The 20,946-nt window shown below is 66.9% G+C and carries 17 protein-coding genes and 1 tRNA gene; 9 read left to right on the top strand and 9 right to left on the bottom strand.

Translation table 11 applies throughout. From position 1 onward, the window contains the following. Position 1 precedes the first annotated feature (1 nt). From BX604_RS10460 to recA, 3 genes are all read right to left on the bottom strand, one after another. Positions 2–610, bottom strand: coding sequence for a DUF2889 domain-containing protein (locus BX604_RS10460; protein ID WP_098550738.1), 609 nt, complete (start codon positions 608–610; stop codon positions 2–4). Positions 611–756: 146 nt separating this feature from the next. Beyond that, the gene (gene recX / locus BX604_RS10455) at positions 757–1,614 is read right to left on the bottom strand and encodes a recombination regulator RecX (RefSeq protein WP_098550735.1); all 858 of its coding nucleotides are present in this window, start codon (positions 1,612–1,614) and stop codon (positions 757–759) included. Continuing rightward, the gene (recA, locus tag BX604_RS10450) at positions 1,614–2,684 is read right to left on the bottom strand and encodes a recombinase RecA (protein WP_098550733.1); all 1,071 of its coding nucleotides are present in this window, start codon (positions 2,682–2,684) and stop codon (positions 1,614–1,616) included. The genes recX and recA overlap by 1 nt, the downstream gene beginning before the upstream one ends. A 188-nt stretch (positions 2,685–2,872) precedes the next feature. Between recA and BX604_RS10445 the strand changes: the two genes are divergently transcribed. The 4 genes from BX604_RS10445 to BX604_RS10430 all read left to right on the top strand — a co-directional run bounded on the left by BX604_RS10445 (position 2,873) and on the right by BX604_RS10430 (position 7,260). Continuing rightward, entirely contained in the window at positions 2,873–3,601 is a 729-nt protein-coding gene (locus BX604_RS10445; RefSeq protein ID WP_098550730.1) for a response regulator transcription factor, read from the top strand. A 17-nt stretch (positions 3,602–3,618) separates the two neighbouring features. Beyond that, on the top strand, positions 3,619–5,172 hold the full coding sequence (locus tag BX604_RS10440) for a sensor histidine kinase (RefSeq protein ID WP_098550727.1): 1,554 nt from the start codon (positions 3,619–3,621) through the stop codon (positions 5,170–5,172). Positions 5,173–5,390: 218 nt separating this feature from the next. Beyond that, positions 5,391–7,049 carry an MFS transporter gene (locus BX604_RS10435; RefSeq protein WP_098550724.1) on the top strand — a complete coding sequence of 553 codons (1,659 nt, stop codon included), beginning with the start codon at positions 5,391–5,393 and terminating at the stop codon, positions 7,047–7,049. 134 nt (positions 7,050–7,183) lie between these two features. After that, a tRNA-Met gene (locus BX604_RS10430) sits at positions 7,184–7,260 on the top strand. 96 nt (positions 7,261–7,356) lie between these two features. Here BX604_RS10430 and BX604_RS10425 read toward each other — a convergent pair. Both BX604_RS10425 and BX604_RS10420 read right to left on the bottom strand, forming a co-directional pair. Next, positions 7,357–8,331, bottom strand: coding sequence for a LysR family transcriptional regulator (locus BX604_RS10425; RefSeq protein WP_098550721.1), 975 nt, complete (start codon positions 8,329–8,331; stop codon positions 7,357–7,359). Between the two features lie 197 nt (positions 8,332–8,528). Beyond that, on the bottom strand, positions 8,529–9,497 hold the full coding sequence (locus BX604_RS10420) for a GlxA family transcriptional regulator (protein WP_098550719.1): 969 nt from the start codon (positions 9,495–9,497) through the stop codon (positions 8,529–8,531). Positions 9,498–9,614: 117 nt separating this feature from the next. Between BX604_RS10420 and BX604_RS10415 the strand changes: the two genes are divergently transcribed. Together BX604_RS10415 and BX604_RS10410 are read left to right on the top strand one after the other, a co-directional pair. After that, a complete protein-coding gene (locus tag BX604_RS10415) occupies positions 9,615–10,298 on the top strand; it encodes a DJ-1/PfpI family protein (RefSeq protein ID WP_098550716.1) in 684 nt (227 codons plus the stop codon). An 83-nt stretch (positions 10,299–10,381) separates the two neighbouring features. Beyond that, positions 10,382–10,693, top strand: a complete 312-nt coding sequence (locus tag BX604_RS10410; RefSeq protein ID WP_098550713.1) for a cupin domain-containing protein — start codon at positions 10,382–10,384, stop codon at positions 10,691–10,693. A 9-nt stretch (positions 10,694–10,702) separates the two neighbouring features. On the opposite strand, the gene BX604_RS10405 is transcribed toward BX604_RS10410, so the two are convergent. The 4 genes from BX604_RS10405 to BX604_RS10390 form a co-directional block, all read right to left on the bottom strand. Continuing rightward, positions 10,703–10,987 (bottom strand): PAAR domain-containing protein, encoded by a 285-nt coding sequence (locus BX604_RS10405; protein ID WP_096507147.1) that lies wholly within the window; start codon positions 10,985–10,987, stop codon positions 10,703–10,705. Positions 10,988–11,122: 135 nt separating this feature from the next. Continuing rightward, a complete protein-coding gene (locus BX604_RS10400) occupies positions 11,123–12,325 on the bottom strand; it encodes a porin (protein ID WP_098550710.1) in 1,203 nt (400 codons plus the stop codon). Between the two features lie 115 nt (positions 12,326–12,440). After that, positions 12,441–13,913 carry an amidase gene (locus BX604_RS10395; RefSeq protein ID WP_098550708.1) on the bottom strand — a complete coding sequence of 491 codons (1,473 nt, stop codon included), beginning with the start codon at positions 13,911–13,913 and terminating at the stop codon, positions 12,441–12,443. Positions 13,914–13,944: 31 nt separating this feature from the next. Further along, on the bottom strand, positions 13,945–15,261 hold the full coding sequence (locus BX604_RS10390; protein ID WP_098550706.1) for an MFS transporter: 1,317 nt from the start codon (positions 15,259–15,261) through the stop codon (positions 13,945–13,947). Positions 15,262–15,460: 199 nt separating this feature from the next. Between BX604_RS10390 and BX604_RS10385 the strand changes: the two genes are divergently transcribed. The 3 genes from BX604_RS10385 (at position 15,461) to BX604_RS10375 (ending at position 20,908) form a co-directional block, all read left to right on the top strand. Further along, positions 15,461–16,378: a LysR substrate-binding domain-containing protein gene (locus BX604_RS10385; protein ID WP_098550704.1), complete on the top strand. Its 918-nt coding sequence runs from the start codon at positions 15,461–15,463 to the stop codon at positions 16,376–16,378. A 287-nt stretch (positions 16,379–16,665) separates the two neighbouring features. Beyond that, positions 16,666–17,553 (top strand): LysR family transcriptional regulator, encoded by an 888-nt coding sequence (locus tag BX604_RS10380; RefSeq protein ID WP_098550703.1) that lies wholly within the window; start codon positions 16,666–16,668, stop codon positions 17,551–17,553. A 247-nt stretch (positions 17,554–17,800) separates the two neighbouring features. After that, entirely contained in the window at positions 17,801–20,908 is a 3,108-nt protein-coding gene (locus BX604_RS10375) for a transglycosylase domain-containing protein (RefSeq protein ID WP_098550702.1), read from the top strand. The last annotated feature ends 38 nt before the right edge of the window (positions 20,909–20,946 follow it).

The raw sequence follows: 20,946 nt of genomic DNA, 5'->3' as shown, positions 1-20,946 counted from the left end.
TTCATTCCTTCGTGCTGCCATCACCGGGCAGATCCGGCCGAATCGGGCCATACCAGCGCGGGTAGTACTGCCGCACGACCTCGCCGTCGAACCGCAACGCCTGGCAGCGGCCGAGCTGGAAAGGCGCTTCGGCGTGCGCGCCGTCGTGATCCGGCCCTTCGCCCCCCTCTTCGCGCACATTCCATACATCACCGGCGAACGCCTGGATCGCTGCGGTCGGCAGCACGGCGCACAGTTCGGTGAGATGGGAGCAGCCTGCGACGCCGGCGAGCAGCCGGTTCGCGTTGCGGCGGAAATTGCGGAAGAGATTGAGCCCGATGAGGGCCCGATAGGCAGGAGGAGCGGATTGACAGTGACCGGGATAGGGAACCCATTCCGAAGACGCTTCGGCGTCGACGACATTGAGATCACGATCGATAGTCACGCGCAGCCAGAGTTCGTGGATTGGCAGGCCTTGGGGCCGGATGCCCGACGCAAGCGCGACATCGCGCGGCTTGTGGTCGGTCAGGCAGGCTTCGATGTCCCACAAGCCGTCGCCGCGCTCGTAAGCTTCCGCTCGGATTGCGCGTCGATGTCGCAACTGACGGGGCACGGGCTCGGATAGCGGCATGCTGGAGGTTGAGGCCGAAGAGGAAAACCCGTGGATTTTAGCATATTGGGTATTTGAGGCAGGCTGCCGCGACGGCGGGTATTCCCCGCTGTCCATCACCGGTTGCATTGCAGCAAAATCGCGCGCCGCGCGCGTGACTGACGCACTCAGTCGTCGATCGGGAAATCGTCGCCGACTTTCAGCAACTTCACGATGGTCGCGCTCGAGAAGCCGCGCGCAGCAAGAAAGCGTGCCTGCTTCGCGCGCTCGGCCGGCGTTTGCGGCAGTGCACCGAATTTCTTGCGCCAGACGGCCTGCGCGCGTGTCAACTCGGTCTCGCGCAATTGTGCATTCACCTCCTCGACGAGACTGTCGCCGACCGCATGGCGCTTCAGTTCGCTGACGATGCGTGCGACCCCGACACGCGATGCGCGGCGATGCACGAGGCTCTCGGCAAAGCGTGCATCGGACAACCAGCCGTCCTTTTCCAGCGCATCGAGCACCGGCTCGACCGATTCGTCCTCGCCGACGTACGGCGCGAGCTTGCGGGCAAGTTCGGTACGGCTGTACTCGCGCCGGGACAGATAGCCGAGTGCGCGGCCCTTCAGCGAACGCGGCGGCTTCGACGACTTGCGCTCGCTCGCACCCGGCGCATCGCCGGAAGAGGCGCCGGACGCACGGCGCGTGCGACGCGGATGCTGGCTGCTGCGCGTATAGACATCTTCCTTGACCGGTGCCGCGGCATCGTCTGCGCGCTCACCGGGGAAGCTGACGCCGGACACGCGGCGACGCGACCGGTCGTGTGCGTCGAACGCTTCGTCGTCGTCGAACGGATCGACCGGCGCGGCAATCTCAAACGAAACGAGGGCATCGTCGGATGCCCTCGTCGCGGTGCGGTTCGCGGCCTGACTGCCCGCGACCCGCCGGTTGGTGGCCGAGGACCCGGTTCGCCGGCCGGAGCGACCCGCCGTTTCGGGCGCGTCGCTCTGCTCCGGTTCGCCAGCCTGACCTCGGCGTCCGACCATCACTCTTCTTCGTCCATCGCCTCGGCTTCGTTGCCTGCGCCATCCGGCATTGCGACGACACCGAGCGATTCACGAATGCGGTTTTCGATCTCGCGAGCGATTTCCGGATTCTCGCGCAGGAATTCACGCGCGTTGTCCTTGCCCTGACCGATCTTCTCGCCGTTGTAGCTGTACCAGGCGCCGGCCTTGTCGACGATCTTCGCCTGCACGCCGAGATCAATGATCTCGCCCTGACGCGAAATGCCTTCGCCGTACAGGATGTCGAAGATCGCTTCGCGGAACGGCGGCGACACCTTGTTCTTGACGACCTTCACGCGGGTTTCGTTGCCGATCACCTCGTCGTTCTTCTTGATCGAGCCGATCCGGCGGATGTCGAGACGCACCGACGCATAGAATTTCAGCGCGTTGCCGCCCGTCGTGGTTTCCGGGTTGCCGAACATCACGCCGATCTTCATCCGGATCTGGTTGATGAAGATCACGAGGCAGTTCGTGCGCTTGATCGTGCCCGTCAGCTTGCGCAGCGCCTGCGACATCAGGCGAGCCTGCAGGCCCGGCAGCGAATCGCCCATCTCACCTTCAATTTCGGCCTTCGGCACGAGCGCCGCGACCGAGTCGATGACGATCATGTCGATCGAGCCCGAGCGCACCAGCGCGTCGGTGATTTCGAGCGCCTGCTCGCCGGTGTCCGGCTGCGAGATCAGCAGCTCCGGCACGTTCACGCCGAGCTTCGACGCGTACTGGACGTCGAGCGCGTGCTCGGCGTCGATGAAGGCTGCCGTGCCGCCGATCTTCTGCAGTTCGGCGATGACCTGCAGCGTGAGGGTGGTTTTACCCGACGATTCCGGACCGTAGATCTCGACCACCCGGCCGCGCGGCAGGCCGCCGACGCCGAGCGCGATGTCGAGACCCAGCGAGCCCGTGGAGACGACCTGGATGTCTTCGGTCGCTTCGCCGTCGCCCATCCGCATGATCGACCCTTTGCCGAACTGCTTCTCGATCTGCGCGAGTGCGGCCGCCAGCGCCTTGCTCTTCTCGGCGGTCATCCCGGAGCCCTTCTTGCTATCTTCCATGAATCGTCCTTTGCTATGATGAGCAGCGTCTGTTAGAGGCACGCCCGCTTTCAAGCGCTGCCCACGAATGCAGACACTGTATAAAAAAACAGTACTTTATGCAAGCCCGCAATGCAGGCTGCGTTGTACATGAATATTCGGAGACAGCCGCGCCGGCGCAAACGCCCCGCCGGCCACCGGTCAGCAACATGCGAATTCTCATCGCCGAAGACGACAGCATACTCGCGGACGGCCTCACCCGGTCACTCCGCCAATCGGGCTATGCGGTCGACCACGTGAAGAGCGGCGTCGACGCCGATACCGCGCTGTCGATGCAGGCTTTCGACCTGCTGATCCTCGATCTCGGACTGCCCAAAATGTCCGGGCTCGACGTGCTGAAGCGCCTGCGCGCCCGCAACTCCAACCTCCCCGTGCTGATCCTCACCGCCGCCGACAGCGTCGACGAGCGCGTGAAGGGGCTCGACCTCGGCGCGGACGACTACATGGCCAAACCGTTCGCGCTCAACGAGCTCGAGGCACGCGTGCGCGCGCTGACCCGGCGCGGTGCGGGCGGCGGCCCGACCGTCGTGCGGCACGGCTCGCTCGCGTTCGACCAGGTCGGCCGCATCGCGTATGCGAACGAGCGCGTGCTGGACCTGTCCGCGCGCGAACTCGGCCTGCTCGAAGTGCTGCTGCAGCGCATCGGCCGACTCGTGTCGAAGGAGCAGCTCGTCGATCATCTGTGCGAATGGGGCGAGGAAGTCAGCAACAACGCGATCGAAGTGTACGTGCACCGGCTGCGCAAGAAGATCGAGCCGAGCGGCGTGCGGATCTCCACCGTGCGCGGCCTCGGCTACTGCCTCGAGAAAGTCGCGCCCGCGGCGCCGGCCGACACGGCGGCGCCCCAGCCCGCGGCGGCCGGCACGCCGCTGCGCTGACCCCGGCCGTCGCCGCGATGGCCACGCCGGCCCATTCCCGTCATCCGACCGGCGAGCAGCCGTCCGCCGCCGACGTGGCGCGCGACGCGCGCTACGAGAACCCGTTCGCGCCGCCCGACGAAATCGACACGCCCGAAGCCGCGCGCCCGCGCTCGCTGTTCGGCGAAATTCTTGACTGGATGCTCGCGCCGCTCCTGCTGCTGTGGCCGATGAGCATTGCCGTCACCTATCTCGTCGCAAAGACGATCGCGAACGGCCCGTTCGACCGCGCGCTCGAAACCAACGCGTACGTGCTCGCGCGGCAGATCCATCCGGTCAACGGCGTCGCCGAGCTGACGCTGCCGCAGCAGACCCGCGACTTCCTGCGCGCGGACAACGTCGACAGCGTCTACTTCCAGGTGCTCGGCACCCGTGGCGAGCTGGTCGCGGGCGAAGCCGACATGCCGCTGCCGCGCGACGAGGACCGCCCGCCGCCGGGCGTCGTCGTGTTCCGCGACGACCTGCTGCGCGGCAACGACGTGCGTGTCGCGTATACGACCGTCGCGCTGCCGCAGTCGAGCGATACGCAGCCGGTGCTCGTGCAGGTCGGCGAGACGCTCGACAAGCGCAATGCGCTCGCGAACGACATCATCAAGGGCGTGATCCTGCCGCAGTTCGTGATCCTGCCGCTCGCGATCCTGCTCGTCTGGTTCGGGCTGTCGCGCGGGCTCGCGCCGCTCAACGCGCTGCAGGCGCACATCCGCGCACGGCGGCCCGACGACCTGTCGCCCGTCGAGGCGCAGCGCGCGCCGCCCGAGATCGAGCCGCTCGTCACGTCGTTCAACGACCTGCTTGCGCGCCTCGAGCAGAACATGGCGCTGCAAAAGCGCTTCATCGCCGACGCCGCGCACCAGATGAAGACCCCGCTCGCCGGCTTGCGCACGCAGGCCGAATTCGCGCTGCGCCACCCCGTGCCGCCCGACGTGCAGCGCTCGCTCGAGCAGATCGCGACGAGCTCCGAGCAGGCCGCGCGGCTCGTCACGCAACTGCTCGCGCTCGCGCGCGCCGAGAACCGCGCGAGCGGGCTGACGTTCGAGCCGGTCGAGATCGGCTCGCTCGCGCGCCGCACGGTGCGCGACTGGGTTCAGGCCGCGCTCGCGAAACGGATGGACCTCGGTTACGAAGGCCCCGAGGACGATGCGCCGCTCGACGTCGACGGCCATCCCGTGATGCTGCGCGAGATGCTCGGCAACCTCGTCGACAACGCGATCCGCTACACGCCCGAAGGCGGCCGCATCACCGTGCGCGTGCGGGCCGACCATGCGGCGCAGCGCGTGCATCTCGAAGTCGAGGATACCGGGCCCGGCATCCCGGCCGGCGAACGCGAGCGTGTTGTCGAGCGCTTCTACCGGATCCTCGGCCGCGAAGGCGACGGCAGCGGGCTGGGGCTCGCGATCGTGCGTGAAATCGCTGCACAGCATGGCGGCACGCTGACGCTCGACGATCACGTCTACCAGCACACGCCGCGCCTCGCCGGCACGCTCGTGCGCATCAGCCTGCCGCTGTCGGGCGCCGTGCCCGATCCATCCTGACACGCGCGCCCGGCCCGTCGCGATCGCGTCGAGACCGGCGTTTTATCGCCCGTTCGCGACACGATCGGGACGCGAAGCGGCCGATTCTTCGCGGGTTAACGTGCAGTCGTTTTGCATGCGCGAGTCAGTGCGCCGTAAGTTTCCCTGCCAATAATCGTCGACAGGCCCGCCCACCCAAGGCGGCCGCATATCTATATCAAGGGACTTGGAGACGATTCATGGCAACGTTAGGCGGGCAAATTTCGCACTCGCCGATGACGGGCGAAGAAAAGAAGGTGATCTTCGCATCGTCGCTCGGCACCGTGTTCGAGTGGTACGACTTTTACCTGGCCGGCTCGCTCGCGGCCTACATCAGCAAGAGCTTCTTCTCCGGGGTCAATCCGACCGCCGCCTTCATCTTCACCCTGCTCGGCTTCGCGGCCGGCTTCGCCGTGCGACCGTTCGGCGCGATCGTGTTCGGCCGGCTCGGCGACCTCGTCGGCCGCAAGCACACGTTCCTCGTGACGATCGTGATCATGGGCATCTCGACGTTCGTGGTCGGCTTCCTGCCCGGCTACACGTCGATCGGCATCGCCGCGCCGGTGATCTTCATCGCGATGCGGCTGCTGCAGGGCCTCGCACTCGGCGGCGAGTACGGCGGCGCGGCGACCTACGTCGCCGAACATGCGCCGGCGAACCGCCGCGGCTTCTACACCGCGTGGATCCAGACGACCGCGACGCTCGGCCTGTTCCTGTCGCTGCTCGTGATCCTCGGCGTGCGCACCTTCATCGGCGAAGAAGCGTTCGGCAACTGGGGCTGGCGCGTGCCGTTCATCGCGTCGATCCTGCTGCTCGCGGTGTCGGTGTGGATCCGGATGCAACTGAACGAATCGCCGGTGTTCCTGCGCATCAAGGCGGAAGGCAAGACGTCGAAGGCGCCGCTGACCGAAGCATTCGGCCAGTGGAAGAACCTGAAGATCGTGATCCTCGCGCTCGTCGGCCTGACCGCCGGCCAGGCCGTCGTGTGGTACACGGGCCAGTTCTACGCGCTGTTCTTCCTGACGCAGACGCTGAAGGTCGACGGCGCGAGCGCGAACATCCTGATCGCGATCGCGCTCCTGATCGGCACGCCGTTCTTCCTGTTCTTCGGCTCGCTGTCGGACCGGATCGGCCGCAAGCCGATCATTCTCGCCGGCTGCCTGATCGCCGCGCTCACCTACTTCCCGCTGTTCAAGGCGCTCACGCACTACGCGAACCCGCAGCTCGAGCTCGCGACGCAGAAGGCACCGATCTCGGTCGTCGCCGATCCGGACACCTGCTCGTTCCAGTTCAACCCGGTGGGCACGTCGAAGTTCACGAGCTCCTGCGACATCGTGAAGAGCGCGCTGGCGAAGGCCGGCCTGAACTACGAGAACGTCGCGGCACCGGCCGGCTCGAACGCCGAGATCAAGGTGGGCGACACGGTGATCCCGGCCTATGACGGCAAGGCGGCCGATGCGAAGGCGCAGGGCGCGGCGTTCGACAAGACGCTCGCGTCGACGCTGAAGGCGGCAGGCTATCCGGCCAAGGCCGACCCGGCGCAGCTCAACTGGCCGATGACGATCGTGATCCTGACGATCCTCGTGATCTACGTGACGATGGTCTACGGTCCGATCGCCGCGATGCTGGTCGAGATGTTCCCGACGCGGATCCGCTATACGTCGATGTCGCTGCCGTATCACATCGGCAACGGCTGGTTCGGTGGCTTCCTGCCGGCGACCGCGTTCGCGATCGTCGCGGCGAAGGGCGACATCTACTCGGGGCTCTGGTATCCGATCGTGATCGCGCTGGTCACGTTCGTGATCGGTCTGCTGTTCGTCAAGGAGACGAAGGACTCCGATATCTACGCGCAGGATTGAGGTCGGGTAGCCTCGGATAGCGGGCGGCACCCTGCCCGCCATCCTGGCCCGAGCGGGCCGCCGGCAACTTTTTTCAGGAAAGATGGGAAAAGGTATTGACAGCCTGGCGGGACATCGACATAATTCAAGTCTTCGGCGAATTAGCTCAGTCGGTTAGAGCGACGGAATCATAATCCGCAGGTCCGGGGTTCGAATCCCTGATTCGCCACCAAATGCGAAAGCCCGGTAGATCCTAGATCTACCGGGCTTTTTCATTGCCTCATCCGGCGCGCGCGTCGCCCGTCCTTCCGGCCATACGCGCGTTGCCCTACGCCACCACCGCCCCCCGCCGCGACTCCGGCACCTCCGCCCGCACCTTCCCCCGCCAGTTCTCCCCGCCTTCCAGCGCCGGCGTCGATTCGAACAACTCCGCGATCCAGTCCGCGAACACGCGCACCTTCTGCGACAGATGCCGGTTGTGCGGATACACGATCGAGATCGGCTTGGGCTTCGGATTGCAGTCGGGCAGCACCTCGACGAGCGAACCGTCACGCAGGTTCGACAGCACCATGAACAACGTCGGCTGGATCATCCCGAACCCTTCGAGCCCGCAGGTCACGTACGCATCCGACTCGTTGACGGTCACGCTGCCGTTCATCCGCACCTCGACCGGCTTGCCTTCGATCATGAACACCCACGGAATCGCCCGCGCGCCCTGACTCGCGCGGAAATTCACCGCATGATGATCGGCCAGATCGGCGATCTCCTGCGGCTCGCCATGACGCGCCAGATAGTCGGGCGACGCGCAGGTCACGCGCTTGAGCATCCCGACCCGCCGCGCGACCATCGACGAATCCTCGAGCGGCCCCACCCGGATCATGCAGTCGATGCCCTCTTCGACCGGATCGACGTAGCGGTCCGACAAGCCGAGATCGAGCGTGATGTCCGGATAGCGCTGCCGGAAGACCGACAGCTCGGGCAGCACGACGCGCCGCCCGAGCGAACTCGGCATGTGGACGCGCAACACGCCGCTCGGCTTGCGGTTGCCGGTCTGGAAACTCGCGTCGGCTTCCGCGATCTCCGAAATGATCTTCATGCAATGCTCGTAGTACGCGGCGCCCTCCGGCGTCAGCGACAGCCGGCGCGTCGTCCGGTGCATCAGGCGCACGCCGAGCAGCGCCTCGAGATTCTGGATGATGGTCGTCACCGACGCGCGCGGCATCGCGAGCGTGTCGGCCGCGCGTGTAAAGCTGTTCGCGTCGACCACGCGGGTGAAAACTTCCATTGCCTGGATGCGGTCCATGCTGCGCCCCCTTCGAATCGCCAACGGAACAGAATAGTGCGCGCAACGGGCACGGCACAAGCCCCCGCCTATTGTTCTCCACTTCTGAATAGTCGCAGCGTTTCGGACTCGAAAGTGATCGACCTGCGTTCAGTTCGACGCGGCAATTGTTCCGTCCCCGGCAACCGCGCGCGGCCGCCAACCGCGCATCCGTGCAGTTACCGCACGAAGCGCTCGCGATAGCCCTGCGGCGACACGCCGAGCACGCGCACGAAACTGCGCCGCAGCGTCTCTTCGGAACCGAAGCCGCAGCGCGTGGCGATTCGCTTGATGGGCCACGTGGTTTCACCGAGCAGACGCTGCGCGGCCTCGATGCGGATCTGCTCGACCGCGCGCGCGGGCGTGCGGCCGGTTTCGGCGCGATAGTGGCGCACGAAGCTGCGCTCGCTCATGCTGACGCGCTCGGCCAGCGCCGGCACCGACAGGTCGGCCGTCAGATGCTCGGCGATCCACGCATGCAGTTCGCCGAAACGATCGTCGGTGCGCTGCATCGACAGCATCGCGCTGAACTGCGCCTGTCCGCCCGGCCGCTTCAGGAACACGACGAGTTCGCGCGCGGCGTCGAGTGCGACCGCCCGTCCGAGATCCTCCTCGACGAGCGCCAGCGCGAGATCGATGCCGGCCGTCACGCCGGCGGACGTCCACAACGCGCCTTCGCGGATGAAGATCGGATCGGCTTCGACGCGCACGTTCGGGTAACGCGCCGCGAATTCGTCGCAACGCGCCCAGTGCGTGACCGCGCGCCGCCCGTCGAGCAGGCCGGCCTCGGCAAGCAGGAACGCGCCGGTGCAGACCGACGCGACACGTCGCGCGCGCTGCGCCTGCTGCCGGACCCAGCGCACCATCCGCGGATCCCGCGACGCAGCCTGCACGCCCTTGCCGCCGGCCACGATCACCGTATCGGGCCGTCCGGCCGAGCGCAGCGAATCGGCCATCACAACGAGGCCGGACGACGTCTCGATCGGCCCCGCGTCGGCGGCGACGACGCGCGGCGCATACGGCGCAGGCTGTCCGCGCTCCTGCGCGAGCTCGTTGACGGACGCGAACACCTGCAGCGGCCCGGTCACGTCGAGCAGTTGCGCACGGGGAAACGCGAGGACCAGGATCGAGCGCGGAGCGGCAGGCATGGCGATTGGCTGAAAACGTGGGCGATATGGCAATTTCGCCAAACACTACGCGCCTAGAATCGATCTGTCCATCGTGCGCCGGCCGCGGCGCGTTCCCCTTTCATCCGGAGTGTTCGCATGACCCTGCATATCGGCCTTCTCGTGTTTCCGGGTGTCCAGCAACTCGATCTCACCGGCCCGCACGACGTGCTCGCGTCGCTGCCCGACGCGGCCGTCCATCTCGTGTGGAAATCGCGCGACACGGTCGCGTCGAGCAGCGGCCTCGTGCTCGCGCCGACCTGCACGTTCGACGATTGCCCGCCGCTCGACGTGATCTGCGTGCCCGGTGGAATCGGGATCAACGCGTTGCTGCTCGATGCCGAAACGATCGCGTTCGTGCAGCAGCGCGCAGCCACGGCGCGTTACGTGACATCGGTCTGCACGGGTGCGCTGCTGCTCGGCGTGGCCGGCCTGCTGCGCGGACGCCGCGCCACGACGCACTGGGGCTTTCATTCGCTGCTGGAACCGCTCGGCGCAGTGCCCGTGCGCGAACGCGTGGTGCGCGACGGCAACCTGATCACCGGCGGCGGCGTGACGGCCGGCATCGACTTCGCATTGACGATCGCCGCCGAGCTGGCCGGCGAAGAAGAAGCGCAGTCGATCCAGCTCGCACTCGAATACGCGCCGGCACCGCCGTTCAATGCGGGATCGCCGGATACCGCACCGGCCTCGGTCCTGAAACGCGTGACGGAGCGCACGGCGGCCGGTCTGGAAAAGCGCAGGCAGATCGTCGACACAGCGTTGCGCGCGATGTCGCAGTGATCCCGAGCGAACGGAATCCCGCAGGCAGGCACCGCTCGCCCGACTGCCTGCCTGTCGACGCATGCGCACACAAGGATCTACCGATGAACATCGTCCGCAGTCGCGCGTTCACCGCGCAGCGCCCATGGGGCGCGCTGGACATTGCGAACCTGAACGGCATCACGGTCCGTCTGCACTGGACCGATCAGCCGTACAGATGGCACGTGAACGACGGTGAGGAAGTGTTCGCGGTACTCGACGGCCGTGTCGAGATGCGCTATCGAGAAGCGGGCATCGAGCACGCGACGGTGCTCGAAACGGGAGACGTCTTCCACGCGACGATCGGCACCGAACACGTCGCGCACCCGCTCGGCGAAGCGCGCATCCTCGTGATCGAGACCGAAGGCAGCGCCTGACGACGGGGGTCAGCCCGAGATGGTCCCCGTCCCCTGCGACGGGATCAGTTTCGGTTGCGGCGTGCACAGGCACTGGCACAGGTCGTGTTCGAGCGCGACGACCTTGCCCATCACGGTCATCGTCCGCTCGCCGCCGTCCGACACGATCACGCCCTGGGTCTTGCACGTGGCGCAGAACACCGGCGCGCCGAGATAGGCCAGCTCGCGGCCGTCGAACGACGAATTGGCGATCCCGTCGAGCACGACGCCGCCATGGTCGGTCGTGTCGCCCTTCAGAATGAATTTTCGGCTCATGGTTCGGCTCTCCCTCGGAAACGCCGCGCAACGCAACATCGGGCCGCGTGCGGGTAATCCGCATCCGCCCGTCGGTCGCGGGCGTTTCGCGAGGATATCACCGTGCGGCCGCGCGCCCTCTTCCTGATCGGCCCGTCAGAACTTGTGCCGCATGCCGATTCGCGCCTCGAACTGCCGGTCGTTCGCGGACGCGCCGGGACCGTTGATCGCCGCGACGGCCGCATGCCCCGTCGAATCGGTGCCCGATGCGCGCTGATACACGGCGGTCACGTAGACGTCGGTACGCTTCGACAGGAAATAGTCGAGCCCGGCCGCAACCTGGTGATACGTCGCGCCGTCGCGGCCGTTCACGCCGCCGCCGTGCGTGTAGTCGTACGCGACGCCGCCGAACAGATAAGGCGTGAACTGGTAGCGCACGCTCGCCTCGGCGTTGTTGAACACCGCGTTGCCGGACACGCCGCCCGGGTTCGGTCCGGACGACAGGTCGCCGAGCTGGCGGAACGACGTGTTCGTATACATCGCGCCGAGCGTCACCGCGCCGACTGCATAGGTGCCGCCCACGGCCGCGACCTGCAGCGCGCGCGCCGATGCATAGCCCGAATACACCGGCGACAGCATGTTGTTGCCCGGCACGCCGCCCACGGTCGGCGCGGGGCTGCCGGTCGTGCCGAAAAACGACACGTTGGGGTTGCGCGCATTCAGGTAGCCGGCCGCCACCGCGAGCGGCCCGCGCGTGTAGCCGACGGTCGCCGACCACACCTGGTTGCGCGTCGCCGCGCCCGCCACGCCGCCGACCCCATACATCGCCGCAACGCGGAATCCGCCGTAGTCGTTGCTCGTGAACTTGATCGCGTTGTTGGTCGAATTCGCGTTGTTCACGTTGTCGAGGTCGCCGGGGTGCGCAACCATGTAGCCGCCGAACAGCGCGGCGGCCTCGAGCGGGCCGAGGAAGTCGACGTTGGTGTCGTACTGCCGGCCGAGCGTCACGGTGCCGAACGGCCCCGACAACCCGACGAACGCCTTCTTGCCGAAGATCAGCCCGCCCTGCCCGAGCTTGCCGGTGCTCGGATCGAACCCGTTCTCGAGCGTGAAGACCGCCGCGAGCCCGCCGCCCAGATCCTCGCTGCCGCGCAGCCCCCAGCGGCTTGCCTGCTGCACGCCGCCCAGCAACCGCAGCGCGGGCTTGCCGCTTGCCGTGCCGTTCGCACTCGTCGACGCGACATTGCTCGTGTAGGTCAGCCCTTCGTCAATAATGCCGTACAGCGTGACGCTGCTCTGTGCGTGCGCCGCACCCGCGATCAGCGCGACGCCCGCGCCTGCCAACAGCCGTTCTTTCATCGAGAGATCTCCATTGCGCGGGTCGTAATGGCGAAACGCAGGCGTGCGCGCCCCCCGCAGGCGCGCAGCCTTCCGGCACGAACCGGAACGCTCCGGTGTCAGCCGGGAAAAACGGTCAGCGCAGTGTGTCGGCGACAACGGGCGGCGGCGTCCAGCGACGGCCGGCCGCGACTTCGTACGCATGGCCGAGTTGCAGCACGCTCCAGTCGTCGCGGTAGCGGCCGACGATCTGCATGCCGATCGGCAAGCCGGTCGCGGAGAAGCCGCACGGCACCGACAGGATCGGCGCCTCGGTCGACGACAGCAGCCAGCACACGCGCATCCAGTCGATGTAGGACGTATTCGCGATGCCAAGCACATCGGCGGGCGCGCGCAGCGCGGCGTCGAACGGCATCACCTGGGTCGTCGGCAGCACGTAGAACGCATGGCGCTGCATGAATGCACGCATCCGTTCGAACAGGCGCGTTTTCGTCACGAACATGCGGCCGAGATCCGCGACCGTGAGCGAGCGATGCAGCCGGTATTCGTCGAGGAGTTCAGGTTTCAGCGCCGCGCGCTGCCGCTCGTCGAAGCCGTCGACCAGCGTACCGATCATCCATGCGCGCTCGATCCGGAACACGTCCTCGGCATCGGCGAGATCGGGGTCGTCGAATTCGACTTCGCAGCCGAGCGACGCGAATACGCGCGCCTGCGCATCCACCGCGCGCTGGATCTCGGGATCGACCGGCACGCCGGGCAGACCGCGCGACATCGCGATCCGCGTGCCGCGGAAATCGCGTTCTAGCGGCTGCGCGAAGCATGCACCCGGCTCCGCGATTTCGGTCGCGGTTTCGCCGCTCGGCCCGGCGATCGCGGACAGCAGCAGCGCGGTGTCGGCGACATCGCGCGCCATCGGCCCGTCGACGCCGAGCGTGGCCCAGCCGTTGAGGTCCGGCGCGCGCGGCACGCGGCCGGGCGACGGCCGCAGCCCGACGACGTTGTTCCACGCGGCCGGGTTGCGCAGCGAGCCGCCCATGTCGCTGCCGCACGCGAGCGGATTCATCCCGCATGCGAGCGCGGCCGCCGCGCCACCGCTGCTGCCGCCGGCGGAGCACGTCAGGTCCCACGGGTTGCGCGTCGCGCCGAACACCTCGTTGAACGTATGCGAGCCGGCACCGAATTCCGGCGTGTTCGACTTGCCGATCATCAGCGCGCCGGCGCCGGCACAGCGGCGCACGATCAGCGCGTCGTGCCGCGGCACGTGATCGGCGAACAACGGCGAACCGAAGGTCGTGCGCACACCGCGCGTCGCGGTCAGGTCCTTCTGCGACACCGGCAGCCCGTGCAGCGGCCCCTGCCATTCGCCGCGCATCCAGCGCGCATCGAGCTCGCGCGCACGGGCGCGCAGCGCATCGGGATCGACGAGGGTGACGAGCGCGTTCACGCGCGGATTGACCGTCGCGATTCGCGCGAGATGCGCATCGAGCAGGTCGCATGCGCCGATCTGCCGGGACTTCAGCAACGCGAGCATCGTGCGCGCGGGCAGGTCGCACAGGTCGCCGGCGGCGACGTCGGCGGGCGACGACGAAAACGAAATGGTGGAGGTCATGGGGCGAGTGGAAGAAGAATAAGAAAACCGATCAGTCATCCTTATCACTTCGGTCAGACGCAAACGCCAGCGCGACGAGCGACAGCACACCGCAGACGATCACGTACCATGCCGGGGCGGCGGGATTGCCGGTTGCACCGATCAGCCAGGTGACGATGAACTGCGCGAAGCCGCCGAAGATCGACACGCCGCCCGCATACGCGATCGACAGCGCGGTCGCACGCGTGCTCTTCGGAAACAGCTCCGCGAGGATCACGCCGTTCGCGCCGGCGTTGATCGAATGCAGCGCGGCGAGCAGCATCACGACCGCGTACATCGTTGCGATCGACGGCACCGCGCGGATCAGCCAGAAGCCCGGCAGGATCAGCACGGTCAGCGCCACGCGCGTCCACAGCGCGACCCGCTTGCTGCCGGTGCGGTCCGACAGGCGCCCGCCGATCGGCGCGGCGACGAACATCACCGCACCGGACAAAATCCCGCACCACAGCGCGGTATCCATCGGCAGGTGCAGCACCCGGATCGCGTACGTCGACATGTAATAGAGGACGATGAAATGCGCGGCCGTGCCGCCGACCACGAGGCCGAGCGCGGTCAGCACCGCACCGCCGTCGCGTCGCAGCACGGTGCCGAGCACCGCGGACGAGCGTCGCGCAGCGGCGGCCGGCGCGTGCTGTTCGATCGCATTGAAGCGTGCGCGCAAATACAGGCCGACCGGCGCGATCAGCACGCCGGCGAGAAACGGCACGCGCCAGCCCCACGATTCGAGCGCGGCCGGCTCGAGGAAATACGACAGCAGGAAGCCGACGAACGAACCGGCCAGCGCCGCGGCACCCTGGCTCGCGAACTGCCAGCTCGTGTAGTAGCCGCGCTGGCCGGGCGGCGCGCGCTCGGCGAGCAGCGACGTCGATACGCCGACTTCGCCGCCGGCCGAAAAGCCCTGCAGCAGCCGTGCGAGCACGACGAGCACGGGCGCCGCGACGCCGATCTGCGCATAGGTCGGCAGAATGCCGATCATTCCGGTGCCAAGCGCCATCGTGACGAGCGTGAGGTTCATGGCCGGCACGCGGCCGAAGCGGTCGGCCACGAGCCCGATCACGACACCGCCGAGCGGCCGCGCGATGAAGCCGACGCCGAACGTCGCGACCGACATCAGCAATTGCTGCTGCGCGGACGCAGCCGGAAAGAACAGTTTGCCGAGCAGCACCGCGAAGAAGCTGAACACGGTGAGATCGAAGAATTCGAGGCCGTTGCCGATCGTGATTGCGACGATCAGCTGGCGATTGGACGGGGATGCGGCAAGCTCGCCGACATGCCCGCCGAACATGCTGTCCGCTCGGGGCGCCTTCATGAAGGTGTGTCTCCGTACTGGTTGTGCGTGTCTGGTGCGCGGCCCGTTCGACGGCCTGCGCATGCAGTCTAGGCATTCAAAATACGCAGCCCGGAGCGACATTTTTCGATCGTGATAACGCCTGGTTATCGCGTGCTTTTCCTGCGCTGGCGCGGTGTAGGATACGAACGTCGCCACTGCCGCCGCGCCCCGCCACGCCGTGAAACATCACCAGCTCCGCGCGCTTGCCGCCATCGCCGAACACGGCAGCCTGCGCGCCGCCGCACGCGCCATCCATCTGTCGCAGCCCGCGCTCACGAAGGCGATCCGCGAACTCGAACAGGACCTCGGCGTGCCGCTCGTCACGCGCAATGCGCGCGGCGCGCAGCTCACGCGCTTCGGGCAGGCCGTCCATGCACGCGCGCGGCTGATCCTCGCGGAAATGCAGCACGCGCGCGACGACGTGATCCAGTTGTCGGGCGGCAAGGAAGGCGCGCTCGCGTGCGCGCTGACGCCGCTGATGTCGCTCGGCTTCCTGCCGGCCGCGCTCGAGGCATTCCGCCAGCGGATGCCGATGATTCGTCTCGACGTGCGCGAAGGCTTTCTCGACACGGCGCTGCCGCGCCTGCGCGACGGCTCGCTCGACTTCGTGATCGCGATCGTCGACGCCACGCGGCTGTCGCCCGAATTCACGTTCCGGCCGCTGATCGAATCGGAGCTGATCCTGATGACGCGCGCGAGCAATCCGCTGCGTCACTGCACGTCGCTCGCGCAGCTTCAGGACGCGCAATGGGTGCTCAACACGTCGCCGGAAAGCATCGGCCGGCTGCTGCAGAACGTGTTCGTCGCGCACGGCTACCCGGCGCCGCAGCCGATCGTCGAATGCACGTCGTTCAGCGCGGCGTTCTCGCTGTCGGTGCACACCGACACCGTGTCGTGCGTGCCGAAGCACTTCATGGAAGTGGACTGGATCCGCGAGCGGATGGTCACGATCGACGTGAAGGAGACGATTCCGGCCGTGTCGGCCGGCGTGCTCACGCGGCGCGATGCGCTGAACACGCTCGCATGCGACTACCTGATCCACTGCTTCGTCGAGGCCGTGCGCCGGTACGATCCCGCGAAATTGCTGTGGCGATAGCGACGCGTCCCGTTCAACTCGAATCGCACCTGAAATATCGAATTCTTTTTCCCAAAAATTTCCAGACGTTTTCGTACAATTACCAAATACAAATCAGCCACCAAGGTTTATATCCGACGAAAACCGGGCAATGAACCTTAAAACACCGCTTCAAACCGTTCATTCTTGGTCCGATCGCAGTCCGGATCAACCTTGTATTTCATAATAATTATTCGTCAAAAAGAGACGTTCAAACTCGAAAATCGCTAGATAGAATTCAATAAACAATTTCTGTTTAACGATAAAAAATGGACGAACTCCTACCGATGCGATTATTTGTCAAGGTGGCCGAATTGCGCAGCTTCGCGCGCGCCGCCACCGAGCTGAACATCTCCAATTCGTCGGCCACGCGCCTCGTGATGGGCATCGAGGATCGCCTCGGCGCACGCCTGCTGAATCGCACGACCCGCAGCCTGTCGCTGACCGACGCCGGTCATCTGTATCTCGCGCAGATTCGTCACGTGATCGAGGAAATCGACCGCGTCGAGGAAACGATCGCGTCGATGCACCACGAGCCGATCGGGTCGCTGAAAATCGCCGCGCCCGTCATGTTCGGCATGCACGTGCTCGCGCCGGCGATCGAAGCGTTCAAGACGCTGCATCCGGCCATCGTGCCGGAAGTCACGATCGTGGATCGTCACGTCGACCTCATCTCGGAAGGCTTCGACGTCGGGCTGCTGCTGTCGCAGCACATCAGCCACAACACGCTGGTGAAACGTCCGCTCACGCGCCTCAGGCGGCTCGTCTGCGCGGCGCCGCAGTATGTCGAGCGGCATGGCGCGCCGGCCCACCCGCACGACCTCGCGTCCCACGCATGCCTCGCGTTTCATGCCGACTTCGCGGGCGAACACCTGTCGTTCGACCAGGGCTCGGCGCACGTCACCGTCCGCCCGAACAAATCGGCGTCGTCGAACAACATCGGGTTGATCCGGAACTGGGCACTCGCGGGCATGGGTATCGCGGTGCTGCCCGATTTTCTCGTCGAACCGGATCTCGCAGAGGGCCGGTTGCTGGCGATGCTGCCAGACTACCGGCTCGAGGCACTCGAGATGAATATCGCGTATCCGAGCCGGCGCCATTTTCCGCGCAAGGCGCGGCTCTTCGTCGATCACCTGATCGACCATTTCGTCAGGTAAATGAAGGATGTAATCGAACACCTTTTTTCGGCATTCGATCCCGCCTGTTGCGCGCCGCCGCGAACGGCCGCAAGGCCACGCCAGCCGGCGCGCCGGCGGTGCCCGCCCCCGCTTCGCGCGACCCGGGCACGCGTGTTGCGTCAGCGCATCTCCGTAGTGAACCGCTCTTGGCAGCCCGCGGTTGAGGACTACACTAATCCTTAATGAGTGGTGCGGCCGGAGCCCGCGCCTTCAGGGAGACGCCGCCATGAATCGGCCGCTGAATCGCATCCTGCCGCGCGTGACCGGGAGTGCATCGGTCTGGACGTGGATCAAATGGTCTTTGCTGGCCGCGCTGGTGGTCGCGATCGCGATCATTGCGCGCGTCGTACAGACCGAGATCGAGACGTCGCGCCTGCAGGCGCACTACCTGTCCGAACTCACCCGCGACGTCGGCTACACCGTCGAGACCGGGCCGAGCGACCATATCCGCTTTCCGGCGAACGGCCCGTACGACGAGCGGCTCGGCTACTCGATGATTCCGGCATTCCAGCAGCGCCTGCTCGCGCGCGGCTTCGTCGTCGGCCAGCAGGCGCGCGACTCCGACCGGATGCTGTCGCTCGCCGATCGCGGCCTGTTCCTGCCTTACGACGAGAAAGACCAGACCGGGCTGATGCTGTTCGACTCGACCGGCGCGCCGCTGTTCGCGACGGTGTTCCCGCAGCGCGTGTACGCCGATTTCGACACGGTGCCGCCGCTGGTCGCCAACTCGCTGATGTTCATCGAGGATCGCTACCTGCTCGACCCGACCCAGCCGAACCGCAACCCGGCGATCGACTGGGGCCGCTTCAGCCGCGCGCTCGCCGACCAGGCGATGCACGTCGTCAACCATCACCAGGCGCGCCCGGGCGGCAGCACGCTCGCCACGCAGATCGAGAAATTCCGCCATTCGCCGAACGGGCGCACCGCGACGCCGCCCGAGAAGCTGCGGCAGATCGCGTCCGCGTCGATCCTCGCGTACATGAACGGCCCGCAGACGATGCTCGCGCGCCGCACGGTCCTGGTGCGCTACCTGAACTCGGTGCCGCTCGCCGCGCGCCCGCACATCGGCGAGATCACCGGGATCGGCGACGGCCTGGCCGCCTGGTACGGCCGCGACTTCAACGACGTGAACCGCATCCTGTCCGCACCGACCACCGGCGACAACGTCGACGAACAGGGCAAGACGTTCCGCGAGGTGCTGTCGCTGATCATCGCGCAGCGCGCGCCGTCGTATTTCCTGAATCGCGGCTATCCGGCGCTGCAGAAGCTGACGGACAGCTATCTGCGGCTGCTGTCGGGCGGCGGCGTGATCTCGCCCGCGCTGCGCGATGCGGCGCTCGCCGCGCAGATCGAGCGCAGCGCGCCGCCGGCCGCTGCGCACGTGCAATCGTTCGTGTCGCGCAAGGCCGTGACGTCGGCACGCGCATCGCTGCTGTCGGTGCTCGGCATCAGCGACCTGTATCAACTCGACCAGCTCGACCTGCAGGCGACCAGCACGCTCGACAACGGCGTGCAGCAGGCCGTCGCGCAACGGCTCGCGCAGGCCTCCACCCGCGACGGCGCGCAGGCCGCCGGCCTGTACGGCTTCGAGATGCTCGCGCCGAAGGACGATCCGTCGCACCTGACGTACAGCTTCACGCTGTACGAGCATCGCAACGGCGCGAACCTGCTGCGCGTGCAGACCGACAGCGTGAACGAGCCGTTCGACGTGAATCGCGGCGGCCGCATCAACCTCGGCTCGACCGCGAAGCTGCGCACGCTGATCACCTACCTGCAGATCATGTCCGACCTGCACGCGCGCTACGCCGGCCTGTCGAACGCGCAGCTCGCGCAGGTGAAGCCCGATCCAATCGACGCGCTGTCGCGCTGGGCGCTCGACTACCTGTCGCATACGCGCGACCACTCGCTGCAGGCGATGCTCGACGCGGCGGTCGAACGCAAGTACTCGGCGAGCCCCGACGTGTTCTACACGGGCGGCGGCGCGCAGGTGTTCTCGAACTTCGACAAGTCGGACAACGGCCGGATCATGACGCTGCACACCGCGTTCGAGCATTCGGTCAACCTCGTGTTCGTGCGGCTGATGCGCGACATCGTCCATTACGAAATGCTGAAGGCGGCCGGCCCGTCGTCGTCGTGGCTCGACGATCCCGAACAGCGCCAGCATTACCTCGCGCAGTTCGTCGACAGCGAAAGCCAGGTCTACGTGAAGCGCTACTACACGCGCTATGCGGGCAAGGCGCCGGACGATGCGCTCGCGCTGATGCTGCAGGACGTGCGCAAGTCGCCGCCGAAGATCGCGACGGTGCTGCGCAGCGTCGCGCCGAACGAATCGCTCGCGTGGTTCGATGCGCAGATGCGCGCGCAACTGAAGGGCACGCCGGCCGCATCGCTGTCGGACGACGATCTCGCCGCGCTCTATGCGAAGTACGCGATCGACCGCTTCAACCTGAACGATCGCGGCTATATCGCGAGCGTCCACCCGCTCGCGCTGTGGACGCTGAACTACCTGCGCGCGCGCCCGGACGCATCGCTCGCCGACGTGCAGCGCGACAGCCACGATGCCCGCTTCTACACGTACTCGTGGCTGTACAAGACGCGCTACCACGCGACCCAGGATCGCCGCATCCGCCGCATGGTCGAGCTGCGCGCGTACGGGGAAATCACGAAGGCATGGCGCGCGCTCGGCTATCCGTTCGCGAACGTCACGCCGTCGTATGCGGCCGCGATCGGCGCGTCGGGCGACCAGCCCGACGCGCTCGCGAAGCTGATCGGCCTGATCGCGAACAACGGCGAGAAGGCACCGACCGAGACGATCACGCGCCTGGACTTCGCGAAGGGCACGCCATACGAAACGCGCTTCGTGCGGGCGGCCGCGCAACCGCAGCCGACGCTGTCGCCGGAGATCGTCAACGTGTCGCGCACGCTGCTGCGCGACGTCGTGCTCAACGGCACGGGGCGGCGGCTCGCGGGCGGCCTCACGCTGCCCGACGGCAAGACGCTGGCGGTGTACGGCAAGACGGGGACGGGCGACCAGCGCTTCAACGTGTATGCGCGCGGGGCGCGGCTGATCGAGTCGCGCAAGGTCAATCGCAGCGGCACGTTCGTGTTCGTGCTCGGCGACCGCTTCTTCGGCGTGCTGACGGCGACCGCGCACGAGCCGTACGCGGCCCGCTACGACTTCACGAGCGCGATGGCCGTGCAGTTGCTGAAGATGATGGCGCCGGCACTCGCACCGCTGATCGAACGCCCGGCCGACGCCGGCACGCGCACGACGGGCCCGGCGCCGCAGGCCGAAATGCCGACGCCGCAAGCGGCGCCGGTCGAGCCGTCCTGACGGCCACGCGCGCGCACGCGACGGCGCGCCGCCCGGGG

It is taken from the genome of Burkholderia sp. JKS000303 (assembly GCF_002563755.1).
GTDB lineage: Bacteria > Pseudomonadota > Gammaproteobacteria > Burkholderiales > Burkholderiaceae > Burkholderia > Burkholderia anthina_B.
This window is presented reverse-complemented; position numbering and strand designations above follow the sequence as displayed.

What these genes read in the sequence shown, in the direction of transcription:
- BX604_RS10380 (WP_098550703.1), top strand. Translation starts at nt 16,666, where the DNA reads ATGGACGAACTCCTACCGATGCGATTATTTGTCAAGGTGGCCGAATTG.
- recA (WP_098550733.1), bottom strand. Translation starts at nt 2,684, where the DNA reads ATGGAAGATAGCAAGAAGGGCTCCGGGATGACCGCCGAGAAGAGCAAG.
- BX604_RS10435 (WP_098550724.1), top strand. Translation starts at nt 5,391, where the DNA reads ATGGCAACGTTAGGCGGGCAAATTTCGCACTCGCCGATGACGGGCGAA.
- BX604_RS10395 (WP_098550708.1), bottom strand. Translation starts at nt 13,913, where the DNA reads ATGACCTCCACCATTTCGTTTTCGTCGTCGCCCGCCGACGTCGCCGCC.
- BX604_RS10375 (WP_098550702.1), top strand. Translation starts at nt 17,801, where the DNA reads ATGAATCGGCCGCTGAATCGCATCCTGCCGCGCGTGACCGGGAGTGCA.
- BX604_RS10440 (WP_098550727.1), top strand. Translation starts at nt 3,619, where the DNA reads ATGGCCACGCCGGCCCATTCCCGTCATCCGACCGGCGAGCAGCCGTCC.
- BX604_RS10415 (WP_098550716.1), top strand. Translation starts at nt 9,615, where the DNA reads ATGACCCTGCATATCGGCCTTCTCGTGTTTCCGGGTGTCCAGCAACTC.
- BX604_RS10425 (WP_098550721.1), bottom strand. Translation starts at nt 8,331, where the DNA reads ATGGACCGCATCCAGGCAATGGAAGTTTTCACCCGCGTGGTCGACGCG.
- recX (WP_098550735.1), bottom strand. Translation starts at nt 1,614, where the DNA reads ATGGTCGGACGCCGAGGTCAGGCTGGCGAACCGGAGCAGAGCGACGCG.
- BX604_RS10420 (WP_098550719.1), bottom strand. Translation starts at nt 9,497, where the DNA reads ATGCCTGCCGCTCCGCGCTCGATCCTGGTCCTCGCGTTTCCCCGTGCG.
- BX604_RS10410 (WP_098550713.1), top strand. Translation starts at nt 10,382, where the DNA reads ATGAACATCGTCCGCAGTCGCGCGTTCACCGCGCAGCGCCCATGGGGC.
- BX604_RS10400 (WP_098550710.1), bottom strand. Translation starts at nt 12,325, where the DNA reads ATGAAAGAACGGCTGTTGGCAGGCGCGGGCGTCGCGCTGATCGCGGGT.
- BX604_RS10405 (WP_096507147.1), bottom strand. Translation starts at nt 10,987, where the DNA reads ATGAGCCGAAAATTCATTCTGAAGGGCGACACGACCGACCATGGCGGC.
- BX604_RS10460 (WP_098550738.1), bottom strand. Translation starts at nt 610, where the DNA reads ATGCCGCTATCCGAGCCCGTGCCCCGTCAGTTGCGACATCGACGCGCA.
- BX604_RS10390 (WP_098550706.1), bottom strand. Translation starts at nt 15,261, where the DNA reads ATGAAGGCGCCCCGAGCGGACAGCATGTTCGGCGGGCATGTCGGCGAG.
- BX604_RS10445 (WP_098550730.1), top strand. Translation starts at nt 2,873, where the DNA reads ATGCGAATTCTCATCGCCGAAGACGACAGCATACTCGCGGACGGCCTC.